Source organism: Scytonema sp. NUACC21 (assembly GCF_054684315.1).
The window spans coordinates 129,592-136,231 of sequence record NZ_BAAFZH010000084.1; the positions used below are offsets into that span (position 1 = coordinate 129,592).

The following is a 6,640-nucleotide window of genomic DNA, read 5'->3' on the forward strand; positions in this document are numbered from 1 at the left end:
AGAATCGCTATCTTTCTGGGAAATCTTTTATTTCGCAACGGCATTTTGCATGAGTTGACCTAAGCCAGAACTAGAGAAAAGTACAGGTAAAATCACGGTAAAAATAGTGACTTTAATTTAAGGAGGTGAAAAAATTGAGAGAAACTGGCTTTGGATTAAGTAAAACGCTGTGGTTTCTGCATCAAATTACTGGCAACTCATCAAGTTAGATTCGACTGGTTCGCGTCGTATGGAAACGATCAACGCTGCTAAGACCTATTTCCAAAACCAATTTCCCGACTGGGCTAAACAGGCTAACCTTCCTGATACAACAGTTCACCGGCAACTTTGGCAGCAAATGGGTCAGCGGGGGAAGGTTGATAGCGACAACGGTTCTTTAGCTGAAATTTGTTTGCGTTGTTACATATCACACCAAATCGATCGCGCATGTCTGAGCTTAGGGGCTAAGTTTGGCAGCCGCAACGGTTTTACCTATGAAGATTTATTACCTTTGGTGTTGGATGATGACGGACAAACGCTGCCATCAAATTCAGATCGAGGCGTTGCTTATCGTTCTTTAGCAATGACCGTTTTGCAAACCTTTGACCCAGCTAAAGGAACCCTGAGCACGTGGGTCACACGCTATGTTCGGCAACATCCAGAACTCAAGCGGTTCTTGTTACAGCATGGTGTTTTTTTGGTGAGCGATTGGGCGCTACTCAACGATACGACCGTAAAGCGATTGCAACAAATTCTTGCTGAAGTGTATCACTTAACCCCAATCGAAATTCAGCAAACTTGCGACCTTTTGCAAAGCTTCCATGCAGTTTATCGGGATGACCGCTTGCAACAGAGGATTTCAGGATCGAAACAGCCCTGTGAGTCACCAACACCCGAACAGTTGGTTCGCATTGCTGGGGATCTCAAAGCTCGCACCAACCGTACCCTCAACCCTGAAGCTGTCTTGCGGCAGTTAAATGCTCTTGCAACTAAACTACGGCAGTATCGGATTTCGACACAAGGGGGATCGGTTCCTTCTATTTCCTTCGACCAACCGGAGATACAACCGTTTGTAGACCGTGTGCCAGCAGAACGAGAAGATGAAGAAATATCTGAATTTCTTAAATATTATCAAGACCAATTTATTCAATGTTTAGATCGGGCGATTTCTGAAGTCATTGGTGATTTTATTTCCAAGTTGCAACGCAAGCGCTCATCAGTAGAGCAAGAATTTTTGACTGCTCTACATCTTTTCCATTGCGAAGGTCAATCCATGAGCCAAATTGCGCCACAAATTGGATTTAAAAAACAGTATGAAGTCACTCGTTTATTAAAACTGAACGATATACGTGCTGATATCCGTCAGCGATTGCTCCTGATGTTACGCGATCGCATTCTCGATCGCGCCTTGCTCTATGTCGATCCCGAACGCTTGCAAACTTTAGATCGGCAGGTGGAATTGATTCTGGACGAAAAAATTACGGGCATCATCCAGGAAGCAGAATCCGAGGCAAAGAACCCGATTCGCAATCAACCCCTGCGCGGTTTGTTAGCACGTCGCCTCTGCCGTTATCTCAATTTAAGGAAGACTTAACCATGATCCAACCTACATCTATGCCAGATTTTACAGACCTGTTCGGTTGGCGAGCGCTCAATACCGAGCGAACTGAGCTACTACCAGAACACATACAACGGGCGGCGCGTCTGAGTCAAGCAATTCGTTTGCCGGAGCAACGCTGGCAAGTCTACCTAACTGCTTTGGCTGCATTGGGATTTGAGCAATGGCTGAGCGATCGCGCCCCCGACTTAAAAAATATTACCACAAATACTTCAATTTGGCAACCCCCCTATGCAAATTTGATGGCAGCGGTTTGTAACTTCCATGTTGGGTCGTTTAAACTTTGCATTGGTGCTTGCAGTACCCTGGACGACGACCAAGTGAGCCTCCCCAACGCAGTTTTCGACATCCCAGATTTTGCGGCTCATTTCTACATCCCAATTCAGGTTGAGGAAGAGCAACAGCAGGTGGCAGTAGCTGGTTTCTTAAACTACGAGCAGTACCGTCGGTATCAAGCAGCCCAGTCACTCCAACTCGACCGAGATTGGACGTATACTCTACCCCTAAGCTGGTTTAATTCCGATCCCAATGCACTCTTGTTAAATCTTCGTTGCTTGGAACCAAATGCGATCGTTTTACCCGCAACCCCTTCCGTGCAACAGCACAGCGAAGCAGCACTGCGGCAAAAGCTGACAGCACTGCAATCCCAACTTCCCACCCAGCCGCTTTGGGAATTGCTGACACCGGAAGAAGGCAAGGTGCTGTTAGCAAACCCCAATCTTGTCAACTGGGTGTACAAACTTTCCGCTCCACCACGGTCTCAACCCCTCATCAATGCTGGTTTGTGGGTCCGCAATCAACTGGATACAGTAGCTCAAGAATTGGGATGGATGCTGTTGCCATCCCTAACAGCGTCTGCACTGCGCTTGCAGGAAGAGGATTTTCAGAAAATCCGAGCAGCTTTAGAACAGCAAGGCGTTCGTATTCCTTCTGGAGCACGAGGGGCTTACCGCGACTTGCGCTTTCAACAGAAAGGTTTACGACTGTATGCTGTAACGTGGGACCTATCGGAAGAATCAAATTCTCCAGAGTGGATGTTACTTATTGCCTTAAACCCACAGCAGCGAGTTCCTATGCGCCTTAAGCTTGAGGTGAAAGATGAGACACAAATACTTTTTGAACAGACCCAAGAGGATACAAATCGCGGTATCCTTTACGCTCAAATTATTGGAAATTGGGGAGAACGATTTTGGGTAACGGTGACTGCTGATGATGAAGCCGTTTTTGACATTCCACCTTTTAGTTTTGAGTTGGAAAAGTAAGTAGGGAGAATTCAATATAACTATGTTGTTTGTCATTAGTCATTAGTCATTTGTCCTTAGTCTTTTGTTCTGTACAAATGACTAATGACCAGGAACAAAGGACGAGCCCAACCAGTTAACTTGACTCACACATATTTCTGAGCCCTTTGCGGTTTGTAAAAAAATCAGTTCACAAATCAAATTAGGACTTACTATAAACCTTAATCTTTATTGACAACATGAAACTTCATTTACCTCTTTTTTACCTAAAAGTTCAAAAAATTGAGCAAATCTGTTTGTTTGAGTTGTCTTGGGGACAAGGACAAAGTTTAACCGTACAGCTTGAGTACCCAACTGCCCTAACTCAGCTTTATGAAGAATGGCGGCGGGCTTACTTGAGCTTTTATCAGTCAGAACATATGCGGGGGCGGACGGTTGCTGGCGGGATTGTCGCTTTAACTGTGGACTGGCACGCGGAACTTGTCAAAGCAGAAACAAAACTGATGTTTGAGTTTAATCGTTGGTTACGCAGTGCCGAATTATACGATATTCGCTCGCAAATTGCTCAGGCAAGTCAGGAATTGGTCAAGGAAAACCCGGAAACAACTGAGGCAGTACAAATTTTTCTGACCTGTGCGCCCATTGAGTTAGACCGTTTTCCTTGGGAGGCGTGGGAACTGAGTACGGAGTTTGGCACAACTGGAGCAATTCGGATTATTCGCTCTCCTTTGAATATTGCCACAGCAAACCAAACCTATTTGAAGAAACCACAACGGGGGCGTACCCGGATTTTGGCTATTTTGGGTGACGAGACAGGCTTAAATTTTGAAGCAGACCGGGAGGCGGTACGATCGCTCCTCCGCATTGCCGATGTCCAGTTTGTTGGTTGGCAACCAGAGCAAACACCGAGCCAAGCCATTGAGCAAATCACTCAAGCGATCGCATCAGAACAAGGTTGGGATGTGCTGTTTTTTGCCGGACATAGCAATGAAACAGAAATGACAGGGGGTGAGTTGGGGATCGCTCCTGGGGTATCGATTTCCATTAGCGAGATTGCACAGCAACTGATGGCTGCAAAACAGCGCGGGCTTCAGGTGGCTATTTTTAACTCCTGTAGTGGGTTGAGTATTGCAGATGCATTAATTGATATTGGTTTTAGCCAAGTTGTGGTAATGCGCGAACCAATCCACAACCGCGTGGCACAGGAATTTTTGGTAAGATTTTTACAAGGCTTAGCGAAACACTTGGATGTGTACGAATCAATGATGGCAGCACGTCAATCTCTGCGGATGGAAAAGAGCCACACCTACCCCTCATCATACTTGGTTCCTTCGTTATTTTGTCATCCAGGAGCCTCCCTGTTTCGCATCCCTCCTTTTCATTGGAAACAGCGCCTAAGTCAGATCCTACCAACTCGACTGGAGGCGATCGCAGTTTGTGCAAGTATTGCCCTAAGTTGCATTCCTCCCTTTGCAGCCTCCCTCTTAGACGGACGTACATTCACCCAGTCAATTTATCGCAATTTAACAGCACAAGTCCCATCAGAGGAAGCTCCCCCTGTTGCCCTCGTACAAATTGATACTGAGTCAATTTATCGCAGTGGCATTTCCCAGTTAAACCCCATCCATCGCGGTTACATAGCAAGGTTAATTGAACGCTTGCAAAAATTAAATGCTTCCGTTGTTGGGCTAGATGTAGTACTAGACACGCCACAAAAAAGTAACACATATGGGGATAAAGATTTGGCAAAAGCCGTAAGACAGGCGGTTGACCAAAATATGTGGTTGGTTTTAGCTGCTATTATGGAATCGGATCGGGAGTTGAGCATTAGCAAAACCACTTCAATTGCCAGTGAACATTGGACCCTGCAAGGATATATTGATGTTGTCGATCCCCACTTTGTGGAAATTCCGCTTCCAGACCAAGATTGTCGCCAAGCTTGCCCCATTGCCTATTTAATGTCCCTCGTCCAAACAGCTCGCTCCTCGGTTGCTGACATACCAAAGCCACATACGAGTCGCGTGAGTAGCTTACGTACCCAATTGATGGATGCCATTAATCAGAAAGCCCCCAAAATTCGCGATTTACCTCCTCCCTTTAACTGGTATCCTCCCTTTGGATTGCAGCCCGTCATTGATTTCTCTCTTCCTCCTGACCGTGTCTACCAGCGCATTCCCGCTTGGCAATTACTTGAAACTGGGGATGCTAACAAGTTTCCACTGCTCTCCCAACAGGTTGTGCTGGTTGCAGTAGGAAGTGACGAACGCTTGGGGATCGCACCGGGACAGCCAGATCGCTTCCCAACTCCTTCTGCCATGAACTACTGGACGCAGCAGCCTTGGCTGACAGGGGGTGAATCCTTGGCATACATGACCCATCATTTTCTCACCCGGCACTTTGTGGTTCCCGTACCCGACGCCTGGATGATTGGAGTTGCAGTCATCCTTGGTAAAGTCGTTGTGTTGGTTGTGAGTAGTCGCGGGGCGGCTTGGAATTCTAAGAGTCGCCTGCAAATCGTTGCTGCTGCGATGGGCGGAACGTTGGTTTACGGTATCGTTGGTTTACAACTTTATATTTCGGCCTCAGTTCTACTTCCCTGGTTCTTGCCATCTCTGGTATTTTTGGCTTACGTTCTACCTGCTACAAGGAGGAAATATGTATAATTTCCAGCGTCGCAAACTTTTGTTTAGCTATGCTGTTATCCCTTTGTTTATTACGACTACTAGTATCAGTAGTGACTATCCTGCTCTAGATTTTCAAGGTTCTCAGCTAGCTGTCAGGAAAGATTTGACAACTTGGATCGGCTCATTTTGGCAGCGGCGTCCCCGTCATCGGTTGGGCGCACGCAGTGGTGTTTGCCCCATTGCACCTGGTTTGCTGGAAACCTACGTTGTCTGGCACGAACGCCCGCTGTTTATATGGCACGGTGAAGGCACTCAAATTAGCGTCCGCGATCGCGAAACTCAAACCGTGCTGTGGACGCAAGCTCTTAAAGGTAGCGATCGACAAATGAGCTACAACGGTAAAGAACCCTTGCAACCGGGCAAGCTTTATCAATGGCAATTGTTGGGAACCAAAACTTCTAGTTCCGATCGCAACAACTGGACAACGTTTCAAATCATGCCTGCAACCGAGCGGGAAAAAATCGCAACGGATTTGCAAACTTTAGAGCAAAAACTAGGAGCTTCTAAAGCTTCTAAAGAAGAGATTGCGCTTAAAAAAGCCGATTATTTTCTCAATTACAATATCAAACAAGAAGTTGCTCAAAATAATGAAGCTCCTAATGCTTGGTCAGATGCTCTGCAAACCCTCTTTGAAATTGAAAACCCCTCTTCTTCTTTTATTAAAGAACGGCAAGGTTATGTTGTAGGTTTGTGTACCGAGCAAACTACGGTCTCAACAGCCAAGACCCTAACTTCCAACTCATAGTTGGTAGTATGTCTCCCTTCCGCTATGTGCAAGGCACACGCTTTGCGATCGCGAACGTAATTCGTAATTAAGTATTAATTAATTACGAATTGCGAATTTTTATTATTAATTTAATCTTATTCAAAGGTTTCTCCGACGAGCGGAGGTTTTTAGATGAAAAACGCTGCTATTAGCTGACATTTCGCTACATGTGTTAGATGGAACTCCATGACCTTTCAAGCTGAATTGGACTACTCGAGTTTATAAAAATTGGATCTTCAGTCAAACCAAAATCAGATCTAACTTTAAAGTATCAACGAAAAACCAATGCTTGTTTTACAGGAGTCAAGATATGAAAATTTTTATTGCAGGTGCAACGGGAGCAATTGGTCGT

Annotated in this window: 4 protein-coding genes; all 4 read left to right on the forward strand. The window is 45.7% G+C overall.

Annotation, left to right across the window (positions count from 1 at the left end):
- Positions 1-169: 169 nt before the first annotated feature.
- On the forward strand, positions 170-1,573 hold the full coding sequence (locus ACYRY3_RS20475; RefSeq protein WP_460203457.1) for a hypothetical protein: 1,404 nt from the start codon (positions 170-172) through the stop codon (positions 1,571-1,573).
- Between the two features lie 2 nt (positions 1,574-1,575).
- Positions 1,576-2,859, forward strand: coding sequence for a DUF1822 family protein (locus tag ACYRY3_RS20480; RefSeq protein ID WP_460203458.1), 1,284 nt, complete (start codon positions 1,576-1,578; stop codon positions 2,857-2,859).
- Positions 2,860-3,077: 218 nt separating this feature from the next.
- The gene (locus ACYRY3_RS20485) at positions 3,078-5,501 is read left to right on the forward strand and encodes a CHASE2 domain-containing protein (protein ID WP_460203459.1); all 2,424 of its coding nucleotides are present in this window, start codon (positions 3,078-3,080) and stop codon (positions 5,499-5,501) included.
- A complete protein-coding gene (locus tag ACYRY3_RS20490; RefSeq protein WP_460203460.1) occupies positions 5,494-6,267 on the forward strand; it encodes a hypothetical protein in 774 nt (257 codons plus the stop codon). The genes ACYRY3_RS20485 and ACYRY3_RS20490 overlap by 8 nt, the downstream gene beginning before the upstream one ends.
- Positions 6,268-6,640 lie beyond the last annotated feature (373 nt).

What these genes read in the sequence shown, in the direction of transcription:
- ACYRY3_RS20480 (WP_460203458.1), top strand. Translation starts at nt 1,576, where the DNA reads ATGATCCAACCTACATCTATGCCAGATTTTACAGACCTGTTCGGTTGG.
- ACYRY3_RS20485 (WP_460203459.1), top strand. Translation starts at nt 3,078, where the DNA reads ATGAAACTTCATTTACCTCTTTTTTACCTAAAAGTTCAAAAAATTGAG.
- ACYRY3_RS20490 (WP_460203460.1), top strand. Translation starts at nt 5,494, where the DNA reads ATGTATAATTTCCAGCGTCGCAAACTTTTGTTTAGCTATGCTGTTATC.